The organism is Streptomyces sp. NPDC053474 (genome assembly GCF_044544845.1).
Taxonomy (GTDB): domain Bacteria; phylum Actinomycetota; class Actinomycetes; order Streptomycetales; family Streptomycetaceae; genus Streptomyces.
Map to the genome: position 1 here is coordinate 386,066 of NZ_JBITXV010000004.1, position 20,176 is coordinate 406,241.

Annotated in this window: 18 protein-coding genes and 1 riboswitch; of the genes, 9 read left to right on the top strand and 9 right to left on the bottom strand. The window is 73.7% G+C overall.

Annotated features, from left to right (window positions below; translation table 11 throughout):
- Window positions 1-212: 212 nt before the first annotated feature.
- Window positions 213-330: riboswitch (SAM riboswitch) on the top strand.
- 183 nt (window positions 331-513) lie between these two features.
- On the top strand, window positions 514-1,941 hold the full coding sequence (locus ACIG3E_RS11660; RefSeq protein WP_399614298.1) for an aminotransferase class V-fold PLP-dependent enzyme: 1,428 nt from the start codon (window positions 514-516) through the stop codon (window positions 1,939-1,941).
- Here ACIG3E_RS11660 and ACIG3E_RS11665 read toward each other — a convergent pair.
- The 7 genes from ACIG3E_RS11665 to ACIG3E_RS11695 form a co-directional block, all read right to left on the bottom strand.
- Window positions 1,863-3,116, bottom strand: coding sequence for a glycerate kinase (locus ACIG3E_RS11665; protein WP_399614301.1), 1,254 nt, complete (start codon window positions 3,114-3,116; stop codon window positions 1,863-1,865). The genes ACIG3E_RS11660 and ACIG3E_RS11665 overlap by 79 nt on opposite strands.
- Window positions 3,117-3,147: 31 nt before the next feature.
- Window positions 3,148-4,563, bottom strand: a complete 1,416-nt coding sequence (locus tag ACIG3E_RS11670; RefSeq protein ID WP_399614304.1) for an SLC13 family permease — start codon at window positions 4,561-4,563, stop codon at window positions 3,148-3,150.
- Between the two features lie 91 nt (window positions 4,564-4,654).
- Window positions 4,655-5,317, bottom strand: coding sequence for a response regulator transcription factor (locus ACIG3E_RS11675; protein WP_138959287.1), 663 nt, complete (start codon window positions 5,315-5,317; stop codon window positions 4,655-4,657).
- On the bottom strand, window positions 5,314-6,696 hold the full coding sequence (locus ACIG3E_RS11680) for a sensor histidine kinase (RefSeq protein WP_399614833.1): 1,383 nt from the start codon (window positions 6,694-6,696) through the stop codon (window positions 5,314-5,316). The genes ACIG3E_RS11675 and ACIG3E_RS11680 overlap by 4 nt, the downstream gene beginning before the upstream one ends.
- A gap of 145 nt (window positions 6,697-6,841) precedes the next feature.
- On the bottom strand, window positions 6,842-7,207 hold the full coding sequence (locus ACIG3E_RS11685; RefSeq protein WP_399614307.1) for a small secreted hydrophilic protein: 366 nt from the start codon (window positions 7,205-7,207) through the stop codon (window positions 6,842-6,844).
- Window positions 7,208-7,286: 79 nt separating this feature from the next.
- Window positions 7,287-7,568, bottom strand: coding sequence for an Lrp/AsnC family transcriptional regulator (locus ACIG3E_RS11690; protein WP_055550052.1), 282 nt, complete (start codon window positions 7,566-7,568; stop codon window positions 7,287-7,289).
- The gene (locus ACIG3E_RS11695; RefSeq protein ID WP_399614310.1) at window positions 7,565-8,296 is read right to left on the bottom strand and encodes a rhomboid family intramembrane serine protease; all 732 of its coding nucleotides are present in this window, start codon (window positions 8,294-8,296) and stop codon (window positions 7,565-7,567) included. Before ACIG3E_RS11695 ends, ACIG3E_RS11690 begins: the two co-directional genes overlap by 4 nt.
- Before the next feature lie 165 nt (window positions 8,297-8,461).
- Here ACIG3E_RS11695 and ACIG3E_RS11700 point away from each other — a divergent pair, with 165 nt between their 5' ends.
- The 5 genes from ACIG3E_RS11700 (at window position 8,462) to ACIG3E_RS11720 (ending at window position 13,901) form a co-directional block, all read left to right on the top strand.
- Window positions 8,462-8,701, top strand: a complete 240-nt coding sequence (locus ACIG3E_RS11700; protein WP_399614313.1) for a hypothetical protein — start codon at window positions 8,462-8,464, stop codon at window positions 8,699-8,701.
- A gap of 35 nt (window positions 8,702-8,736) precedes the next feature.
- Entirely contained in the window at window positions 8,737-10,086 is a 1,350-nt protein-coding gene (locus ACIG3E_RS11705; protein ID WP_399614316.1) for an NYN domain-containing protein, read from the top strand.
- Between the two features lie 214 nt (window positions 10,087-10,300).
- Window positions 10,301-11,365, top strand: coding sequence for an NlpC/P60 family protein (locus tag ACIG3E_RS11710; RefSeq protein ID WP_399614318.1), 1,065 nt, complete (start codon window positions 10,301-10,303; stop codon window positions 11,363-11,365).
- A gap of 228 nt (window positions 11,366-11,593) precedes the next feature.
- A complete protein-coding gene (locus tag ACIG3E_RS11715; protein ID WP_399614321.1) occupies window positions 11,594-12,631 on the top strand; it encodes an NlpC/P60 family protein in 1,038 nt (345 codons plus the stop codon).
- Between the two features lie 70 nt (window positions 12,632-12,701).
- Window positions 12,702-13,901, top strand: coding sequence for a hypothetical protein (locus tag ACIG3E_RS11720; RefSeq protein ID WP_399614324.1), 1,200 nt, complete (start codon window positions 12,702-12,704; stop codon window positions 13,899-13,901).
- Here the strand turns inward: ACIG3E_RS11720 and ACIG3E_RS11725 are convergent.
- A complete protein-coding gene (locus ACIG3E_RS11725; RefSeq protein ID WP_399614327.1) occupies window positions 13,858-15,177 on the bottom strand; it encodes a glycosyltransferase 87 family protein in 1,320 nt (439 codons plus the stop codon). The genes ACIG3E_RS11720 and ACIG3E_RS11725 overlap by 44 nt on opposite strands.
- A 127-nt stretch (window positions 15,178-15,304) precedes the next feature.
- On the opposite strand from ACIG3E_RS11725, the gene ACIG3E_RS11730 reads away from it, so the two are divergent.
- Window positions 15,305-16,447, top strand: a complete 1,143-nt coding sequence (locus ACIG3E_RS11730; protein ID WP_399614330.1) for a glycosyltransferase family 4 protein — start codon at window positions 15,305-15,307, stop codon at window positions 16,445-16,447.
- Window positions 16,448-16,583: 136 nt separating this feature from the next.
- On the opposite strand, the gene ACIG3E_RS11735 is transcribed toward ACIG3E_RS11730, so the two are convergent.
- Window positions 16,584-18,380 carry an AMP-dependent synthetase/ligase gene (locus ACIG3E_RS11735; RefSeq protein WP_399614332.1) on the bottom strand — a complete coding sequence of 599 codons (1,797 nt, stop codon included), beginning with the start codon at window positions 18,378-18,380 and terminating at the stop codon, window positions 16,584-16,586.
- Window positions 18,381-18,711: 331 nt separating this feature from the next.
- On the opposite strand from ACIG3E_RS11735, the gene ACIG3E_RS11740 reads away from it, so the two are divergent.
- Window positions 18,712-19,482 (top strand): metallophosphoesterase, encoded by a 771-nt coding sequence (locus ACIG3E_RS11740; protein WP_138959277.1) that lies wholly within the window; start codon window positions 18,712-18,714, stop codon window positions 19,480-19,482.
- A gap of 82 nt (window positions 19,483-19,564) precedes the next feature.
- A complete protein-coding gene (locus tag ACIG3E_RS11745) occupies window positions 19,565-19,999 on the top strand; it encodes an SRPBCC family protein (protein ID WP_399614335.1) in 435 nt (144 codons plus the stop codon).
- The last annotated feature ends 177 nt before the right edge of the window (window positions 20,000-20,176 follow it).

The window sequence follows — 20,176 nt, forward strand, 5'->3', positions numbered from 1 at the left end:
GGCGCGGGGAACTGCGCGACCAGCCCCCACAAAGCCGCAGACGCGTCTGCCGGGATCTCAGCAGACGCGTCTGCGGCTTTTCGCGCGCTGAGCGCGCAGTTCCCCGCGCCCCTTAGGGGGCGCCTCAACCCGGCCCGGTTGACGGGGCCCGCCGGTCCGGATCGTGGACGGCGGTGTTGCACTTGCAAGATCGTGTGGCAAGATGCTGCACAGGTCATGAGTGACAGCGACTACGGCCCCGGCCCGCTGTCCGGCAACCCTCCGTCCGTGGCGGGGTGCCCCGGGTGAAGACCAGGCGGTGAACAGCAAGGTTCACCGCAAGCGCGGACCCCTCGCGTCACCAGGGGTCCTGGTCGTCGAGGGAGCAGTCTCGTGAGCCAGCGAATGCGATAGGGCCGAAGGCCCCGTTCTCCGTACCCCCCTTCTTCCTTCTCCTGTGCCGTTGACCGGTCGCGCTGTCGCGTCGACCGCTGTCCGCACAGCGATGTCGCCTGCCTCTTACGGGAGTTCGCCATGTCTGCCTCCACCGTTGCCACCGCCGTCGCCACCGACTCCGAGTCCGCCGACCCCTGCTGCGCCGAGCCGCTGCCCGTGCTCGGCCGGGACGTCACCGTGCCCCTCGTCACCGGCGGCGAGGTGACGTACGCGGCCCTCGACTACGCGGCGAGCGCCCCGGCGCTGCAGCGGGTCTGGGACGACGTGGCCGCGTACGCGCCGTACTACGGCAGCGTGCACCGCGGCGCCGGGTACCTGTCGCAGCTGTCGACCGACCTGTTCGAGAACTCCCGCAGGACGGTGGCCGAGTTCCTCGGCTGCCGCGAGGGCGACCAGGTGGTCTTCACCCGGTCCACGACGGACTCGCTGAACCTGCTCGCCGCCGTCCTGCCCGCCGACTGCCAGGTCTTCGTCTTCGAGACCGAGCACCACGCCTCCCTGCTTCCGTGGCGCGACGCGCGCGTCACGTATCTGAACGCCCCCCGTACGCCCGGCGATGCGGTGCGCACCCTGGAGCGCGCCCTCGCCGACCGGGACCCCTACGGGCCCGCCCTGGTGTGCGTGACCGGCGCCTCGAACGTCACCGGGGAGCTGTGGCCGGTGCGCGAGCTGGCCGCCGCCGCGCACGCCCACGGCGCCCGCATCGTCCTCGACGCCGCGCAGCTCGCGCCCCACCACCCCGTGGACATCGCGGAGTTGGACGTCGACTGGATCGCCTTCTCCGGGCACAAGCTGTACGCGCCCTTCGGCTCCGGGGTGCTTGCCGGGCGGGCCGACTGGCTGGGCGAGGCCGAGCCCTACCTCGCCGGCGGCGGTGCCTCGCGCACGGTGACGCGGCGCGCCGACGGGGGGGTGGACGTCGAGTGGCACGACACGGCCGCCCGGCACGAGGCGGGCTCGCCGAACGTCATCGGCGCCTACTCCATCGCCGCCGCCTGCAAGGCCCTGACCGAGGCCGGGTTCGACTCCCTGGTCGCGCGGGAGCGGCAGCTCATCCAGAAGGTGCGCGAGGGGCTCGCCGGGGTGCCCGAGGTGCGGGTGCTCTCGCTGTTCGGGGACGACGCGCCCCGCGTCGGGGTCATCTCCTTCGTGGTCGACGGCTGGAACAGCTCGCACTTCGCGGCCGCGCTGTCCGCCGAGTACGGCATCGGCGTGCGCGACGGCCTGTTCTGCGCGCACCCGCTGGTGCGCACGCTCCTCGGCAGCACCCCGGACGAGCCCGGCGAGTGCGGCGCCCCGGAGGCCGCCCCCGGCGAGCGGTCGCTGAACGCGATCCGCGTGAGCTTCGGCGCGGGCACCCCGGACGAGCACGTCGAGCGGTTCGTACGGGCCGTCAAGGAGCTGGTCAGCGACGGCGCGCGGTGGAGCTACCGCACCGAGGACGGGCGCTGCGTGCCCGACACCGCCGCCGGTGCCGCTGCCGACGCCGAGGCCACCGCCGCCTGACCCGGCAGGCGCGAGCCGAGCAGGATCATCCGCAGGGCCCGTTCGGTGGCGTCGGTGAGGAACTCGCCGCCCCGGCCGAGCGCCTCCGCGAGCGTGACGGGGGCGGGCAGGATCGCGCTGTAGGCGTCCACGCCCGCCGCCCGCACCAGGTGCGCCCCGTCGCCGATGGTGCCCGCGAGGGCGAGCACCGGGCGGCCGAACCGCTTGGCGCGGCGGGCCACTTCGGCCGGGACCTTGCCGCGCGGCGTCTGCCGGTCGAGGGCGCCCTCGGCGGTGACGACCAGGTCGGCGCGGGCCAGGCGCGCGTCCAGGTCGAGGTGGTCGAGGAGCACGTCGAAGCGGGGCAGGAGCCGGGCGCCGAGCGCGGCGAGGCCCGCGCCGAGGCCGCCGGACGCGCCGGTGCCGGGGCCGTGGAACAGGTCGGTGGTGACCCTCAGGTCGCGGGTGAGGACGTACGCCCAGCGCTCCAGGCCCGCGGCGAGCTCCTCGACCTGGGCCGGGGTCGCGCCCTTCTGCGGGCCGAAGACGCGGGCCACGCCCTGCTCGCCGCACAGGACGTTGTGCTGGTTGCAGGCGACGAGCAGCTCGGCCCCGGCGAGGCGCGGGTCGGCGGCGGAGGCGTCGACCCGGTGCAGCCGCGGCAACTCCCGGCCGCCCCGCGGAAGTTCCCAGCCGTCGGCGTCCAGGAGTCGGACGCCGAGGGCCTGGAGCGCGCCCGCGCCGCCGTCCGATGTGCCCGAGTCGCCGCAGCCCACCAGGATGCGGCGGGCGCCCGTGTCGAGCGCGGCGCGGATCAGCTCGCCCACGCCGTACGTCGTGGTGGCGCCGGGGTCGCGCAGCTCGCGCGGCACCAGGCACAGGCCCGCGGCGGCCGCCATCTCCACCACGGCGGTGCCGGAGTCGAGGAGCGCGAAGTGGGTGCCGATGCGCTCGCCCAGCGGGCCGGTGGCGGGCAGCGCGACCAGCCGCCCGCCCGCGGCCGCGGCGAGCGCCTGGGCGGTGCCCTCGCCGCCGTCCACGAGCGGGATCAGGTCGACCTCGGCGTCGGGCAGGACGCGCCGGACGCCCCGCGCGATGGCCTCGGCCGCGGACTGGGCGGACAGGGACTCCTTGAAGCCGCTGGGGGCGATGGCGACACGGCGGAGCGAGGACGGCGCGGGGGGTGTGTGCGGCATGGGGCGTACTCCTTGAGGGCGGGGGCGGGGCTCAGCGGCTGACGGGCACGCCGAGCAGCGGCCACACCGCGAGGGCGAACAGCAGGACGAGCGCGGCCGTGAGCGGGGCCAGGACGGCGGAGAGGCGCAGCAGGTCGCGCGGGGTGTAGGTGGGGGTGCCGGGGATCTCGGCGAAGAGGGCGACCGGCTTCGCGGAGGCGGGCAGGGTGTGGCAGAAGCCCGCGGCGGCCGTGGACGCGAGGGCCGCGGCGACCGGGTTCACGCCCGCGCCGACGGCGGCGGCCACGACCAGCGGCACGAGGACCGACGAGCGGGCCGAGCGGGACTGCAGGACCAGATGGGCCGCCGTGCTGACCGCGACGACGACGGCGAGGAAGAGCCAGGGCGACACGTCGACGGGGAGCCCCGCCACGAGCCACTCGGCCGCGCCCGAGTCGGCGAGCGCCACGCCCATCGCCATCGTCGCGGCCATGAAGAGCAGCAGCGACCACGGCACGGTCTTCAGGGCGTCCTTGAGGCGGACGGTGCCGAGCGCGGGCGAGGCCGCCACGACCGCGCCGATCAGCGCGACCACGGCGGGCGGGACCCGGTGCAGCGGCTCGCTGCACCACAGCGCGACGACCGTGGCGAGCAGCAGCGCGCAGCGTGTCTCCGCGGGCTCCCAGGGCCCGGTCACGGGGCGGTCGCTGTGCGCCTGGATGTCCTCGGCGGTGATCGCGACCGGCCCCTCGCGGTCCGCGCGGCGCGTGGTCGTCAACAGCACGGCCTCGGCGGCGAGGTGGGACGAGACGATCGCGAGCGGCAGGCCGAGCAGCAGCCACTTCGTGAAGCCGATCTCCTGGCCGGTGCTCTCCCACAGGACGGACACCGTGATCAGATGCGCTCCCGCCCCGATCAGGGTCGCGACCGCGGACAGCAGGATGACGGTCGGAAAGAGCAGCGCCAGCATCACGACCAGGCGCCCGCGGTCGGCGAGGACCTTGGAGAGGGCCAGGAAGACGGGCAGCGCGAGCGCGGCCCGACCTGAGGTGGCGGGCACCGCGAACGCCGTGACCACGAGCGCGGCGGTCGTCAGGTGCGTCAGCTGCCGTACGCCGCGCGCTCCGCTGACCAGGAACGCCGCCGCACGCCCCGCGAGCCCGCTGCGCGCCACGGCGGCGGCGAGCACGAACGCGCAGATCAGCAGCCACACGGTTGCGTCCCCAAGGGTGCCGAAGAGGGTGTCGCTGCTGATCACGCCGGTGGCGGTGAGGGCGAGCCCCGCGCCGAGCGCGATGTACGTGTCGTCGATGGGCGTGCCGATCCAGGCGCAGGTCGCGAGCGCGAACACGGCGAGCGTGAGCCGGGCGTCGCCGCCAAGGCCCGCGAAGGTGCCGGGGACGGCGAGGAGCGCGCACAGGCTCAGGGCCAGGCACAGGAGGGTCAGTTGCCGCGGTGTCGCTGTCACGCGTTCAGCGTCGCGGGGCGCGGTGAGCCCTCAATGAGCCGCACATGAAGGAAACTTCACCGAGCGGCTCCGGCCCGGGCCCCGGCCCGGCTCAGGCAGGCAGCCGGTACCCCATCCCGCGCACCGTCTCCAGGCGCTCCGCGCCCAGCTTCTTGCGCAGCGCCCGTACGTAGACGTCCACGATGTTGGACCCGGGGTCGAAGTCGTAGCCCCACACGTGGGACAGGATCTGTTCGCGGGCGAGCACCTGCCCCGGGTGCCTCAGGAACAGCTCCAGGAGCACGAACTCACGGGCCGTCAGGTCCACCGTGCGCTCGCCGGAGCGGGCCCTGCGGGTGCGCAGGTCCAGGGAGAGCGTGCCCGACCTGAGGACCGTCACCTCCGGCGCGCGCGCCGCCGTGCGCAGCCTGAGGCGCACCCGGGCGAGGAGTTCCTCGAAGCGGAACGGCTTGGTCATCCAGTCGTCGGCGCCGCCCTCCAGACCGGCCACCGTGTCCCGCACGGAGTCCCGGGCGGTGAGCACGATCACCGGCACCGTCACCCGGGCCTCACGCAGTTCGCGCAGCACGGTGAAGCCGTCGCGGCCGGGGAGGCCGATGTCCAGGACGACCAGGTCGAAGCCGCCGGTGAGGGCGTACTCGTAGGCCGCGTCGCCGTCGCCGACCACGGTGGTGGTGAAGCCGTTGGCGCGCAGGCCCTTCTCGACGAAGGAGGCGATGCGTTCCTCGTCCTCGACGATGAGGATGCGGTTCACGTGCGTACCTCTTCCAGGGGGCGTACGAGGTCCAGGGTGAGGGCGAAGGTGGCGCCGCCGCCCTCGGTGGCGCTGAGGCCCACCCGGCCGCCGTGGGCCTCGGCGATCGCGCGGACGATGGCAAGGCCGAGGCCCGCGCCGCTGGTGCGGGCGCCGCGCCGGGACGTGCCGCGCCGGAAGCGCTCGAAGATGACGTCGGCGTCCTGGGCCTGGACGCCGGGGCCGCTGTCGGCCACGTACAGCTCGATGTGCGGGCCCGTGACGCGGGAGCCCACGCGGACGCGTTCGCCGCGCGTGGTGTGCTGCACGGCGTTCTGCGCGAGCTGGACCATGGCCTGGGTGATGCGCTGCGGGTCGAGGACGGCCTCGCGGTCGGCGACCTCGGCCAGCTCCCAGCGGCGCTCGCCGAGCGTGCGGGCCTTCACGAAGACGTCGGCGGTGAGTTCGGCGAGCCGCACCGGCTCCGGGGTGATGAAGTCCGGGCGCTCGGCCTTGGCGAGCAGCAGCAGGTCCTCGACGATGCGGCTCATCCGGTCCAGTTCGTCGGTGACCAGGCGCACGGTCTCCTCGCGCTCGGCCGGATCGTCGCCCATCAGCTCCAGGTGGCCGCGGACGATGGTGATCGGGGTGCGCAGCTCGTGCCCGGCGTCGTCGACGAACTCGCGCTGCGCGGCGAAGGCCCGCTCCAGGCGGTCCAGCATGCCGTTGAACGTCTCGGCGAGCGCGGCGACGTCGTCGCGCCCGCGCACCGGGATGCGCCGGGTCAGGTCCTGCTCGGTCAGCTGGGCGGCGGCGGTGCGCACCAGGCGCACCGGCTTGAGGATGCGCCCGGCCACGACCCAGCCGATGCCGGTCGTGAGCAGCAGCGCGACGCCGGAGATGGCGAGGAGGATGCGGAACACGTCGTCCGCCTTGGCCTGTTCGGCGCCCGGGTGGAAGGCGACGACGAAGGCGGCCTCGGGCTCGCCGCCGTGCGGGGCCACCTCGACCTTGGCCCAGCGCAGCTCACCGGAGGCCCGGTCGAGGGTGCCGGTGGAGCCCTTCGCCGCGAAGATCTGGCGGCGGGCGCCGGGGTCGCGGTGCAGCGGGTGCGCGACGGACAGCTCACGGGCCTGGGTGAGCTGGGCGGGGCCCTGGCCGGAGCGGTGGACGAGCCCGATCAGCTCCTCGCCCGGGTCGGCGTACTGCCGCTCCAGGAAGACCTCGAGGAGGCGGCGCGGGTCGGTGAAGCCCGCGCCGGTCTCCGGGTCGACGCCCCCGTCCACGAAGTGCGTGAACTCGCCGGTCTCCTGGGTGAGCAGCCGGTTCACCCGGTGGTCGACCTCGCGCAGCAGGATCGAGCGGGTGGTCGCGGCGACCGCGGCGAACGCGACCGCCATCACCACGAGCAGCCACAGCAGGATGCGGACGCGCGCCGAGATGCGGCGCCGCACGGCCCCGCGGGAGTCGCCGTCCCGGGAGCCGGGGGAGCCGGGGGGCTCCTGCGCGGCGCGGGGGTCGCGCGGGTCGGGGGAGGCGTGCGGGTCAGCCGTCGTCGCCCGGCCCGTCGTCGTCGGTGTCGTCGGCGTCGTCGCCCGGCCGCCCGGGTCCGCCGGATCCGGAGCCCCGGTCGTCGTCATCGTCATCCGTGTCCCCTGTGGCCCCCGCGCCGTCCTTGCCGTTCCCGCTCCGCTCGGAGCTCTCGCTGACCGGAGGCCGGTCGACGACCTGGTCGCTGGGGGTGGGCTCCGGCCCGGTGGGCGTGCCCGACGGGGAGCCGCTCTCCAGCTCCACCTTGGGCGGGACCTTCGGCTCGGCGGGGGAGTCCGTCAGGGCGTAGCTGGTCGCGGCGATGCCGAGGGGGATCGCCACGACGGCCGCGAGGGCCGCCATGCGGTGGGAGAAGACCATGGCAGCGAGCGTGCGGGGCGTACCGCGTCATCTGGATGAGCCGGGGATGAAGAAACCCTCATCCGGCGCGGGACAGGCCCTAGGAGTCGAGGCCGATCGCGAACGCGGCCTCCAGGTCGTGCTGCGAGTACGTGCGGAAGGCGACGTGCGTGTCCGTGCCCTCGACGCCCGGGATCTTGCTGATCCGGCCGGGGATGACGTCGGCCAGGTCGTCGTGGCGGGCCACCCGGACCATGGCGATCAGGTCGTACGTGCCCGTCACCGAGAAGACCTCGCTGACGCAGTCGAGGGCGGCGATCGACTCGGCGATCTCCGGGATCCGGTCGACGCTGGTCTTGATGAGCACGATCGCGGTGATCACGGCTGGCTGTCTCCCTCGGTGGCCGGTCCTGAGGCTTTCACTCTAGTCCCCCGCCGACAGCACACCCAGGCGTAGACAAACCCGAGCGAAAAGCCCACGAGGTGCGCCAGATACGCCACCCCGGGCCCCTGCCGCTGCTGCCCCGCCGCCACCCACTGCAGCGCCACCCAGAACGGCAGCACCACCCAGGCCGGGAACCGCAGCGGAAGGAAGAACAGGAACGGGAAGAGGCTGGTGACCCGCGCCTTCGGGAAGAGATGGAGAAAGGCGCCGAGCACGGCGGAGATCGCCCCGGACGCACCGACGAGGGTCTGCCCGGACCCCGCGTGCGCGACGGCGTAGCCGAACAGGGCGAGACAGCCACAGCACACGGCGAAGAGCGCGTACTGGAGGTGGCCCATGCGTTCCTCGACCATCACGCCGAACACGTACAAGAACAGCATGTTGCCCAGGAGGTGCAGCCAGCTGCCGTGCACGAAGAGGGCCGTCAGGGGGGTGAGAGCGGCACGGGGCTTGCCGCTGAGGAGTTCGACGGGTACCACCCCCCAGCGTTCGAAGTAGGCCTGCTGGGCGGCGATGAGCCGGTCGCCCGTGCCGTACGAGGGGTTGAGTCCGGACAGCGGGGACAGGACGAAGACGACGCAGCAGACGGCGATCAGCGCGCACGTCACCGGGGCGGTCGGGCGCTTGAGCGCGCGGACCGCCGCCACGCCCCACGTGTTGATCATGCACAGAGCATGGCGTAAGCGAGCCAAACGGTACAGACCGCCGCACCCGGGTGGTTGCGGGTACGGGACGGGCAGCCTCCGCAGGTGCGCGCGGTGGTCCTTACGCAGGCCTTAGGGTTACGGGAAATACGCATCACGGCCTCCCGAAGGAAAGCGAACGTCACGATGACGGTTCCCCTGCCGACCGACACCACCCGATGGCGCTGCACGCTCTGCGGCAACCTCACGCGGTTCGACGTGACCCGCTCCTCGAAGGTCGTCGAATATGTGCACCTCGACCTGGCCGGAGCGCCGAACGTCGAGGAACGCGAGGTGGTCAGTGAGACCATCGAGTCGGTCCGCTGCCGCTGGTGCAACGCGGTGGACCAGGTGGAACTCGTGGACAGGCCCGGGGCCGGCTCCTGAGGGGAGCGGGCCCCGCACAGCTAGTGGGGTGACCGATGGTGGAGAGCGCGGGCGGAACGCCGGAGGACGGCGCCGCCGAGGTGCTCGACCGTCCGCTGCCCGACGGCGTGCGGCGGGCGGTCGTACAGATCGTGTCGGACGGCTTCGGCGGCCTCACGGTGGCAGAACTGCCGCCGCAGCTGCGGCAGTACGCGCGCTTCACGCCCACCCGGCGCGTGAAGTTCGCGGGCAACGCCATGGCCGCGGCCCTGGAGGGCGACCCGGTGTTCCGCCAGCGCATCGGCGAACGCCTGCGCGAGGCCCAGCCCGAGCTGACCGCGGCCCTGGACGCGGGCACGCCGCCGCCCGCCGCCGACCCGCTGGACGTGGCGGCCGCCGCCTATGTGCTGCGCCCCACCGGCTGGGTCAAGCTCGTCACGGCCGCGGGCGAGGAGGCCCAGCGGGCGGACGCCGAGCGCGCCGACGAGGAGACCCGGGCCGAGCTGGAGCGGCTGCGCGCGGAACTCGCCGCCGCCCGCGCCCACACCAAGGTCGAGACCGACCGGCTGCGCGCGGAGCTTGACGCGGCGAAGAAGGAAGCCGAATCGATGCACCGCAAGCTGCGCGGGGCACTCAGCGACGTCAAGCGCGGCGAGGCGGCCCTGCGCAAGGCCACCGCCGACGCCGAGGCCGCGCGCGCCGAGGGGCAGGCGCAGCTTTCGGCCACCGACAGCGAGACCCGGCGCCTGAAGGCCCGCCTCAGCGAGGCGGAGGCGGCCCTGGAGGCCACCCGCAGGGCCGCGCGCGAGGGCCGCAGCGTCGAGGACATGCGGGTGCGCCTGCTGCTCGACACCGTGCTCGACGCGGCCCAGGGGCTGCGCCGCGAACTGGCGCTGCCGCCGGTGTCGGTGCGTCCCGCCGAGACCGTGGATGCCGTCGAGCCCGGCCGGATGACGCCCAAGGACATCGCGGCCCGCGCCCTGTCCGAGAACGACCCGGCGATCCTGGACCAGTTGCTCGCGCTGCCCCAGGCGCATCTGGTCGTCGACGGCTACAACGTCACCAAGACCGGCTATCCCACGATGCCCCTGGAGAAGCAGCGGCTGCGCCTGCTCGGCTCGCTCTCGCAGCTCGCGTTGCAGACCGGGGCCGAGGTCACCTGCGTCTTCGACGGCGCCGAGCTGGCCGCGCCGGTGTTGCTCGCGCCGCCGCGCGGGGTACGGGTGCTCTTCTCGAAGCCGGGCGTCACGGCGGACGAGCTGATCCGTCAGCTCGTGCGCGCCGAGCCGCCGGGGCGGCCGGTGATCGTCGCCTCGACCGACCGCGAGGTGGCCGACGGCATCGCCAAGGCCGGGGCGCGGCCGGTGGCGTCCGCGGTGCTCCTGAAGCGGCTTACGCGCGGCTAGCCGGGATCCGTAACTCGCGTTCCCTATGCCTGAATTGGACCGCTCTCGCATGCGACGGAGTGTCAACTGACCACTACGGTCCGTCGATCAACTGTAAAGAAAACGCTCGTTGACCGAATTTTTCGCGGTCAGGATTTGATCTGATCACAACGGGGTCACTAGGGTCGCGGCCAGACCTCCGCTCTGTTGATCACTCATCGAAGGAGCCGCCTTCGTGGCTTCCCACCGTCGTCTCAAGCAGCCGGGCCGCGCCCGCGTGACCGTGCTCACCGCGACCGCCGCGGCGGCCGTGGCGCTCACCTCGCAGGCGGCCAACGCCGCGCCGAGCGAGAAGCCGAGCAAGGACGAGGTGAAGTCCAAGGTCGACAAGCTCTACGAAGAGGCGGAGAAGGCGACCGAGAAGTTCAACGGCGCCAAGGAGAAGCAGCAGAAGCTGGAGAAGCAGGTCGACCGCCTCCAGGACAAGGTCGCCCGCGGCCAGGACGACCTCAACGACCTGCGCGGCGGCCTCGGTTCGCTCGCCAGCGCGCAGTACCGCTCCGGCGGCATCGACCCCTCCTTGCAGCTGTTCCTCTCCGCCGACCCGGACAGCTACCTGGACAAGGCCTCCGCGCTCGACCAGCTGAGCACCAAGCAGGCCGAGGCGCTCAAGAAGATCCAGGCGAAGCAGCGCACCCTCGCGCAGCAGCGCAAGGAGGCCTCCGACAAGCTCGCCGACCTCGCCACCACGCGCGAGGAGCTCGGCAAGAAGAAGCGCGAGGTCCAGGGCAAGCTCGGCGAGGCGCAGCGCCTGCTCAACACGCTGTCCGCCAAGGAGCGCGCCGCCCTCAAGGCCAAGGAGGACCGCGCCAGCCGCGCCGCCGAGCGCAAGGCCTCGGACGCGGCCGACGCCCCCAAGACCAAGGCGCCCCAGGGCGGCGTCAAGGGCTCCAGCCGCACCATGGCCGCGTACGCCGCCGCGCAGAGCAAGATCGGCTCGCCGTACGTCTACGGCGCCAGCGGCCCCAGCTCCTTCGACTGCTCGGGCCTCACCTCCTGGGCCTACGCCCAGGCCGACGTCTCCATACCCCGCACCTCGCAGGCCCAGGCCAACGCCGGTACGCGCATCGCGTCGCAGAGCGACCTCAAGGTCGGCGACCTGGTCATCTTCTACGGCGACCTGCACCACGTCGGCTTCTACGCGGGCAACGGCCAGGTGCTGCACGCCCCGCGCACCGGCGCCGTGGTGCGCTACGAGTCGATCAACAACATGCCCTTCCAGTTCGGCGTCCGCATCTGACCCCGACGGCCGTAGCGGAGCCGCCCAATCGGGCGAATTCCGCCACCTTCCAGTGACCGCGCGCCCCGCCGATGACCTGCGTCAGAGGCGGGGCGTCACTGTGCGTAGGCACCGAAGGTCGTTGGTCGCGCCCTGATCACGCCGCTACTGTCGCGCCGGTCCCCGACAACCGGGGTACGGCTCCCGCGTCCGCGGGGGTCCCTCCAGCGGAAGGGAGAGCGGCTACCCGTGGGGTCCCATCGCCGTCCCGCAGTCACCGGCCTCGACCGGAGCGCACGCGCCGCCACCGTCACCGTGCTGTCCGCCGCCACCGCGGCCGCGGCCCTCGCGGTGCCCGCCAGCGCCGCCCCCGCCGACCCGCCGGCCGCGACCAAGGCCAAGGTCGACCGGCTCTACGAGCAGGCCGAGCAGGCGACGGAGGCGTACAACAAGGCGGACGAGCGCACGGACACGCTGCGCCGCCAGGTCGAGCGGTCCAAGGACAAGGTCGCCCGCGGCCAGGAGCGCATCAACGAGATGCGCGGCGCGATCGGCACGCTCGCCGAGGCCCAGTACCGCTCGGGCGGCATCGACCCCTCGCTCGCCCTCATGCTGTCCTCCGACCCGGACGCCTATCTGGACAAGGCCTCGGCCCTCGACCGCATCAGCGCCCGGCACACCGGCCACCTCACCAAGCTCCAGCGGGCCCAGCGCGCCCTCGCCCAGGAGCGCACCGAGGCGGGGCGCAAACTGGCCGAACTGGAGCGGAGCCGCAAGGCCGTGGCCCGCCACAAGCGCTCCGTCGAGGACAAGCTGGCCAAGGCGCGGCGGCTGCTCAACTCCCTCTCGGCGGCGCAGCGCGAGGAGTACGACAGGTCCTCGCGCTCGGCGGACGGCGGCTCGTCCCGGCCCGACCTCGCGAGCGCCGGGGCCCCGGCGTCCTCGCGCGCGGCCGCCGCCATCGCCGCGGCCCGCTCGGCGGTCGGCAAGCCCTATGTGTGGGGCGCCAACGGCCCCTCCGGCTTCGACTGTTCGGGCCTCACCCAGTGGTCGTACGCGCAGGCGGGCGTCGGTCTGCCGCGCACCTCACAGGCGCAGCGCTACGCCGGGCGGCAGGTGCCGCTCGCCCAGGCGCAGCCCGGTGACCTCGTCACCTACCGCGACGACGCCAGCCACGTCGGGATGTACGTGGGCAACGGCCAGGTCGTGCACGCGCCCTACCCGGGCGCCGCGGTGCGCTACGACCCGGTGGGGATGATGCCGGTGTCGTCCGTGACCCGGGTCTGAGTGACGCGATTGCGCGGGTGACCCGCCGTCGGCCGGAGGCGGCGCGCCCCGCCCCCGTACGATCGACAACGTGGCTGGTCGACGGCGTGGACGTGGAGTGCGGGCGGCGGGCATCGGTCTCGCGGTGCTCGCCCCCCTCGCGTTCGCGGGCTGCGGCGGCCCCGAGCCCGCGGACGCCGTGCCCGACGGGGTGCAAGAGCTCCTGGAGCGGCGCGCGGCGGCGGTGCTCGACCGCGACGAGCGGGCCTACCGGGCCACGGGCGGCCCGGTCACCGCGTACGACAACGTCCGTGAGCTGCCGCTGAGGTCGTGGTCGTACCGCCTCAAGGACGTCGACCGCGACGGGGCGCGCGCCACCGTCACCGCCGAGCTGCGCTACCGCGTGGCGGGCTACGACCGGGCGCCGCTCGGCGTCGACCGCACGCTGGTCCTGCGCGAGCGGGAGGGCCGCTGGTACGTCAGCTCCGAGCGGCCCGCGCGCAAGGCCGCCGAGCAGCTCTGGGACCAGGGCCGCGTCGAGTCCGTGCGCGGCACCCACAGCCTGGTCCTCGGCGTCGGCAGGGAGCGCGCGGACCTCAGGCGGTACGCGCGGCTCGCCGACGACGCGGTGCCCGACGTGAGCGCCGCCTGGCCGCGCCCGTGGGCGGGCCGGGTCGTGGTGCTCGTCCCCAGGTCCCTGGACGGCATGGCCGATCTCCTTGGCGCGCCCGCCTCCGGCTACCAGGGCATCGCCGCGGTGACCACCGGCGAGGCGGGCGGCTCGGGCACGGCGCCCGCCGACCGGATCATCATCAACCCCGACGCGTACGGGGTCCTCGGCGACCTCGGCAAGCAGGTCGTCCTCACGCACGAGGCCACGCACGTCGCCACCCGCGCCGACACCTCACGGGCCACCCCGCTGTGGCTCTCCGAGGGCTTCGCGGACTGGGTCGGCTACCGGGGGACGGGCCGCGCGCCCGAGCAGGCCGCCCCCGAGCTGCGCCGCGCGGTCGTGGACGGCTCGCTGCCCGCGGCCCTGCCCGAGGACGCCGACTTCGGCTTCAGCGGCGACGCGAACCGCCTCTCCCGGGCGTACGAGGGGTCCTGGCTGGCCTGCCGGATGATCGTCGAGAAGTGGGGCGAGCAAAAGCTCGTGGAGTTCTACGCGGCCGTCGGCGCCCACGACGAGCGCGCGGGCGCGGTGGAGAAGGAGCTGCGGGACGTCCTGGGCGTCAGCCCCGAGGACTTCACCGCGCGCTGGCGGGACTACCTGCGGCGGGAGCTGGGCTGAGCGCCGGGGCGGCCCCGACGGCCGTCTGCCGCCACAGCGTCCGGCAGGCGAGGAACGCCGCCGCCACGAGCAGGCCGTTGCGGACGACGAGCAGCGTCACGCCGAGCGCGTCGCTCGCCACCACGTGCGCGAACCACACCGGGAACTCCAGGAACGTCACGAGCGCGGCGACGAGCACGAGCCGGGCGGGCACGGCCATGCGGCTCTCCCGGTACGCCAGGCACACCGCCGCGAGGCCCACCAGCCACACCAGGTACTGCGGGCTGATCACCCGGCTCGTCGCGGTGAAGAGCAGCACCGCCGCGAAGGCCGCGTCCGCCGGGGTGGTCACCGACCAGGCGCGGGCCCGCGCCCGCCACAGCAGCAGCCAGCCGAGGGCCGCCACCGACAGGACCTGCGCGCCCGTGCTCACCACGGGCACATAGGGGCCGAGGAACTCCACCGAGCCGTAGTTGAGCTGCACGGTGCCCTGCCAGCCCAGGTGGCGCGCGAGGTGGAAGACGAGGGAGCCCAGCGACTCCACCTCCGTGCCCCGGTCGCGCTGGAAGGCCAGGAACGCGAAGGCGCCCGGCATCGCCACCACGGACACCACCGCGACCGTGGCCGCCGCGGCCGCCGCCGCGCCCCAGGAGCGCCGCGTCGAGGCTCCGCGCGGGGCGCCCACGAGCAGCAGCACCGGCCACACCTTCACCAGCGCGCCGAGCCCGGCGAGGGCGCCCGCCGCGCGGGCCCGGCGCGCGCCCGCGAGCAGGGCGGCGACCGCGAGCGCCGTCACCATCAGGTCGTACCGGGCGTAGGCGGTCGGGCCGAGCAGCGCCACGCCCGCCGTCCACACCCACACCCCGCGCAGCGTGCGGCCCGGCCGTCCGCCCGCGTAGGCCAGCAGGCCCGTCACCACCGCGTCCGCCGCGAACGACAGGAGGAAGAACGCGGCGGGATAGCTGAGGAACGGCAGCAGCCCGGGGCCGAGCACCGCGAGCGCCGCGGCGGGCGGGTACTGCCAGGTGACGTCGTCGAGCGGGAACGTGCCGGTGCGCAGGACGTCGTACCACCCCTGGTAGATGAACGTGACGTCGCTGGTGACGTCGGGTCCCGGCGTCACGATCACACGGAAGACGCACAGCAGGAGCAGGGCCCTGGTCAGGGTCCAGACGGCCAGGAGACCCAGCTCGTGGGCACCGGTCCGCGGTGCCGGTGCCGGGCCCGCGGCCGTGCTCGCATCCGTACCCGTACGCGTAGCCGTGTCCGTCCCCGCGGCCGTGCTCGTGCCCGTCATGCACACCTCGCCCGTTTTCCAGTACTTCATTCCTATTCGTCGGTCATGATGCCCGGACCGGGGACGGGGCCGTGTGAGGCGGGGCCGTGCGACGCGCGGGGGCGCCCGGCCGGTACTGTCAGCCGCGATGCACAAGACCCTGATCGTCACGAACGACTTCCCGCCCAGGCCCGGTGGCATCCAGGCGTTCCTGCACAACATGGCGCTGCGGCTCGACCCGGCCGAGCTCGTCGTCTACGCCTCCACCTGGAAGCGCGGCCGCGAGGGCGCCGAGGCCACCGCCGCCTTCGACGCCGAGCAGCCCTTCACGGTCGTCCGCGACCGGACGACGATGCTGCTGCCCACACCCCGGGTGACGCACCGCGCCGTCTCCCTCCTGCGCGAACACGGCTGTACGTCGGTGTGGTTCGGCGCGGCGGCACCGCTCGGCCTGATGGCGCCCGCCCTGCGCAAGGCGGGGGCGCGGCGCCTGGTGGCGACCACGCACGGGCACGAGGCGGGCTGGGCCCAGCTGCCCGCGTCCCGTCAGCTCCTGCGCCGCATCGGCGAGTCCACCGACACCATCACCTACCTGGGCGAGTACACGCGCTCGCGCATCGCCGCCGCGCTGACGCCCGCCGCGGCCGCGCGCATGGTCCAACTGCCGCCCGGCGTCGACGAGAAGACCTTCCACCCCGGCTCGGGCGGCGCCGCGGTGCGGGCGGGCCTCGGCCTCACCGACCGCCCCGTCGTGGTCTGCGTGTCCCGGCTCGTCCCCCGCAAGGGGCAGGACACCCTGATCCTCGCCATGCCCCGGATCCTCGCCGCCGAGCCCGACGCGGTGCTCCTGATCGTGGGCGGCGGGCCGTACGAGAAGGAGCTGCGCAAGCTCGCCGCCGAGACGCGGGTCGCGGACTCCGTGGTGTTCACCGGGGCCGTGCCGTGGGCCGAGCTGCCCGCGCACTACGGCGCCGGGGACGTCTTCGCCATGCCCTGCCGGACCCGCCGCGGCGGGCTCGACGTCGAGGGCCTCGGCATCGTCTATCTGGAGGCCTCCGCCACGGGCCTGCCCGTCGTCGCCGGGGACTCCGGCGGGGCGCCGGACGCCGTCCTCGACGGGGAGACCGGCTGGGTCGTCAGGGGCGGGTCCCCCGAGGCCGCGGCCGAGCGGATCCTGCCCCTGCTCGGCGACGCGGAGCTGCGCCGACGCATGGGGGAGCGGGGCCGCGCCTGGGTCGAGTCCCGCTGGCGCTGGGACCTCCTGGCGGAGCGGCTCCGGGACCTGCTGTAGCCCTGGCTTCGCCTTGATCGGCCTGCGGCCTCGTCCTCAAACGCCGGACGGGCTGGATGGTCACGGCCCGAGCCGGAGACGTTCAGCCCGTCCGGCGCTTGAGGACGAGGCGCGAAGCGCCGATGACCTGCGCGGGCTACCCCCGGTACAGCGCCTCGATCTCGTCGGCGTAGTCCTTCGCCACGACGTTGCGCTTCAGCTTCAGGGACGGCGTCAGATGCCCGGAGTCCTCCGTGAACTGCGCGGACAGGACCCGGAACTTGCGCACCGACTCCGCCTTGGAGACCGCCGCGTTACCGTCGTCCACGGCCCGCTGCACCGCGGCGAGCAGCTCGGGATCCTCCCGCAGCGAGGCCGCCGTGGCCTCGGCGGGCTTCCCGTTCTCCTGGGCCCACCGGCCGAGGAACTCCTCGTCGAGCGTGACGAGCGCGGCCACGAAAGGACGGCCGTCCCCGACGACCATGCACTCGGCGACGAGCGCGTGCGCGCGGATGCGGTCCTCGATGACGGCGGGCGCGACGTTCTTGCCGCCCGCCGTCACGATGATCTCCTTCTTGCGGCCGGTGATCCGCAGATACCCGTCCTCGTCGAGCGTGCCGATGTCCCCGGTGTGGAACCACCCGTCCGCGAGGGCCTCCTCGGTGGCGCCCTCGTTGTTCCAGTACTCCTTGAACAGGTGCTCGCCGTGCAGCAGCACCTCGCCGTCGTCGGCGATGCGGACCACCGAGCCGGGCAGCGGCTGCCCGACCGTGCCGATCTTCTGCCGGTCCCAGGGGTTGAAGGCGGTGGCCGCGCAGGACTCGGTGAGGCCGTAGCCCTCCAGGACGGTGAAGCCGATGCCGCGGAAGAAGTGGCCGAGGCGCTCGCCGAGCGGGGCGCCGCCGGAGATGGCGTACTCGCCGCGCCCGCCGAGGACGGCCCGCAGCTTGCTGAAGACGAGCTTGTCGAAGAGCCTGTGCTTCAGGCGCAGGCCGAGGGAGGGGCCGCCCGGGGCGTCGAGCGCGCGGCTGTAGGCGATCGCCGTGTCCGCGGCCTTGTCGAAGATCTTGAGCTTGCCGTCGGCCTGGGCCTTGGCGCGCGCCCCGTTGTAGACCTTCTCGAAGACGCGCGGCACCCCGAGGATCAACGTCGGCCGGAACGCGGCCAGTTCGTCCGTGAGGTGCTTGATGTCGGGGGCGTGGCCCAGCTTGATGGGGGCCATCAGCGCGGCCACCTCCACCAGGCGGCCGAAGACGTGCGCGACGGGCAGGAAGAGGAGCACCGAGCACTCGCCCGTGCGGAACAGCGGGTTGAGCCGCTCCACCACGTTGCCGCACTCCGCGAAGAAGCTGCGGTGGGTGAGGACGCAGCCCTTGGGGCGGCCCGTGGTGCCGGAGGTGTAGACGATGGTGGCCGGGTCGTCGGCGCCCGCGACCGCGCTGCGCTCGTCCACGGTCGCGTCGGACACCTCCGCGCCCGTCCGGTTCAGCTCCGCCACGGCGTCCTGGTCGATCTGCCACACGTGCGCCAGGGCCGGGAGCCGGTCGCGCACGGACTCCACGGCCGCCGCGTGCGCGTCCGACTCGACGACGCAGGCCACGGCGCCGGAGTCGCCGAGGATCCACTGGATCTGCTCGGCCGAGCTGGTCTCGTACACCGGCACGGTGACCGCGCCCGCGCTCCAGATCGCGAAGTCGAACAGCGTCCACTCGTAGCGCGTACGGGACATCAGACCCACCCGGTCACCCGGCCCGACGCCCGCGGCGATCAGCCCCTTGGCGGCGGCCCGCACCTCGGCGAGGAAGGCCGTCGCCGAGACGTCCTCCCAACGTCCGTTCGCCTTGCGGCCGATGACGGCGACATCCGGATGCTGCGCGGCGTTGCGGCGGACGATGTCGGTCAGATTGCCGTCCGCGGGGACCTCGTACAGGGCCGGAAGGCTGAACTCGCGCAAGACTGCTGCTCCTACATAGGGCGCCGACGCCACGACGTTGTGCGATGCGACGGTGCGGTCCAAGGTCGGGCAGGCGCTCAGCCGAAGGGGGCTTACGGGGGGTTCGTCGAGGTGCCGAGCGCTACTGGACTGCCCGGACGTTACCCACCGGTATGGCTGGTTCGGTAGGGGGGCCGGGCCAGATGTTCCGTGCGTCACACGACGTTGTGGTCTGAACCGCACAGTACGCCACGCACTTCCCGACTCGGAAGTAACCGCAGGTCCCCCGCCGCGCCCGGCCCCCTCACCCCGCCCTGTCCCGCCCCGCACCGGGCGGCTTAGGGTGACCGGCATGCCAGGTTTCCGGGTCCATGTGGTCAGTGACGTGCACGGCAACGCCAAGGATCTGGCCCGCGCGGGCGACGGCGCCGACGCCGTGGTCTGCCTGGGCGATCTCGTGCTCTTCCTCGACTACGCGGATCACGCGCGCGGCATCTTCCCCGACCTGTTCGGCAAGGAGAACGCCACCCGCCTGGTCGAGCTGCGCACCGCGCGCCGCTTCGAGGAGGCCCGCGTGTTCGGCGCCTCCCTGTGGGCGGGCATCGACCGGGGCCCCGCCGTGGAGAGCGCCGTCCGCAAGCAGTACGCGGAACTCTTCGCCGCCTTTCCCGCCCCGACGTACGCCACGTACGGCAATGTCGACATCCCGCGTCTCTGGCCGGAATACGCCGGTCCCGGCACCACCGTCCTCGACGGCGAGCGGGTGGAGATCGGCGGCCGCGTCTTCGGCTTCGTCGGCGGCGGCCTGCGCACCCCCATGCGTACGCCGTACGAGATCAGCGACGAGGAGTACGCCGCCAAGATCGAGGCCGTCGGCGAGGTGGACGTGCTCTGCACGCACATCCCGCCGGAGGTCCCCGAGCTCGTCTACGACACCGTGGCCCGCCGCTTCGAGCGCGGCAGCCGCGCCCTGCTCGCCGCCATCCGCAGGACCCGGCCGCGGTACTCCCTCTTCGGCCACGTCCACCAGCCGCTCGTCCGGAGGATGCGGATCGGCTCGACGGAGTGCGTGAACGTCGGGCACTTCGCGAGCGCCGGACGGCCCTGGGCCCTGGAGTGGTGACCAGCGCGCGCGGCGCCCGGGGTAGCCTTCACGCGGCAGACACACCACCCCGTACCGGACCGCATCTGGAGGAGCCACGGCGATGGCGGAACACACCAGCTCGAGCATCACGATCGAGGCGGCACCGGCCGACGTCATGGGCGTGATCGCCGACTTCGCCCGCTATCCGGAATGGACCGGAGAGGTCAAGCAGGCCGAGGTCCTGGCGACGGACGGCGCGGGCCGCGCCGAGCAGGTCCGCCTCGTCATGGACGCGGGCGCGATCAAGGACGACCAGACCCTCGCCTACACCTGGACCGGCGCGCACGAGGTCTCCTGGACCCTCGTCAAGTCCCAGATGCTGCGCTCCCTGGAGGGCTCCTACCTCCTCAAGCCCGTGGGCACCGGCACGGAGGTGACCTACCGGCTCACCGTCGACGTCAAGATCCCCATGCTCGGAATGATCAAGCGCAAGGCGGAAAAGGTCATCATCGACCGCGCCCTGGCGGGCCTGAAGCAACGGGTGGAGACGAAGTAGTCCAGCACTTCCGGCTGGGGCCGCCGGGGCCGCCCCCTTAGGGGCGCGGGGCTGTGCCGATATGCGGCTCCGCCGCGCGGGCGCGACCAGCCACGACGAGGCAGCAGACGCCCGACGTCACCGCGTGGCACATCCAGCGGCGCTCAGGTGCCGGGCAGCCGGCGACCAGGGCCCAGG